Source organism: Collinsella sp. AF14-35 (genome assembly GCF_003464565.1).
Taxonomy (GTDB): Bacteria; Actinomycetota; Coriobacteriia; order Coriobacteriales; family Coriobacteriaceae; genus Collinsella.
Window position 1 is genome coordinate 1 of sequence record NZ_QRZD01000057.1, and the last position, 1,276, is coordinate 1,276.

The following is a 1,276-nucleotide window of genomic DNA, read 5'->3' on the forward strand; positions in this document are numbered from 1 at the left end:
GCTGGGCAGCGTGATGAACGCGCTGATGGACTCCGAGGCCCAGCAGATGTGCGGCGCGAGCCGCAACGAGCGCAGCGACGGCAGGGAGAACAGCCGCAACGGCTACCGCCCCAGGTCGCTCAAGACCGCCGTGGGCGACGTGGAGCTCGAGATACCCAAGCTCAGGCACGGCACCTACTACCCCGAGGGCATGCTCGCGCGATGGTCGCGCGTCGACACCTCGGTGGCCGCCATCGTGCAGGAGATGTACGTATGCGGCGTGTCCACCCGCAAGGTCGAGCGCGTGGCGTCCAAGCTGGGCATATCCTCGCTGTCGAGCTCGGAGGTCTCGAGCCTCTGCTCCGACCTCGACGCCGAGGTGGCGGAGTTCCGCCGCCGCGACCTGTCGGGCACGCCGTGCTGCTACCTGTGGCTCGACGCTACCTACATGAGCTGCAGGGTCGGCTCGTCGGTCGTCTCGCAGGGCGTCGTGACCGCGATCGGGCTGGGCGCCGACGGGCGCAAGCACTTCCTGGGCTGCGACGTGGTCGACACCGAGAGCGAGGACTCCTGGGCGGCATTCCTCGGCGGGCTGCGCGAGCGCGGGCTGGCCGGCGTTCGCCTCGTGGTCTCCGACAGCCACGCCGGGCTCGTGGCCGCCGTCTCGCGCCTGTTCCAGGGCTGCGCCTGGCAGCGCTGCGTGACGCACCTGCAGCGCAACCTCCAGAGCGCCTGCTCGGGCAGGCCCGAGGACTCCAAGGCGGCCGTCAGGGACCTCGTGCACGCCGCGGTCTACCAGGACGACCCCGACCTCGCGCGCTGCGTGTGGGCCGAGGCGGCGCCCTGGGTGGCGTCGGTGTCCGCCAGGGCCGGCGAGGTCTTCGAGCAGGCCGAGGACTCCGCGCTGGCGTTCACGGCCTTCCCCAGGGCGCACTGGGCCAAGCTCCGCACCAACAACGTCCAGGAGCGCGCCAACCGCGAGATCAAGCGCCGCTACAGGGTCGTGCAGTCCTTCCCCTCGAGGGAGTCGATGCTGCGCCTGACGTGCGCGAGCCTCATGGAGACCGAGGGACAGTGGTCCCAGCAGCGCGTGTTCTCCGAGGCCTCGGCCGCCGAGGGCTTCGCCGAGCCCGCGGACAGGCCGGCCCCGACAGAGGGGAGGCGCCGCGCGCTCGGGCGGCGCGCCAGGGAGATAGTGGACGAGATAGTCGAGAGGCGCGGTCTCAGGAAGGAGTAACATCGGGACTTGCAGCGACGGACCTCGGGACGCTCTTACACCACGTCTGCGCGCGCCACC

The 1,276-nt window shown here is 71.2% G+C and carries 1 protein-coding gene; it reads left to right on the forward strand.

All coding sequences use genetic code 11. From position 1 onward, the window contains the following. On the forward strand, nt 1-1,216 hold a 1,216-nt coding region (locus tag DWW12_RS09680; RefSeq protein ID WP_199570793.1), incomplete at its 5' end, for an IS256 family transposase. Nucleotides 1,217-1,276 lie beyond the last annotated feature (60 nt).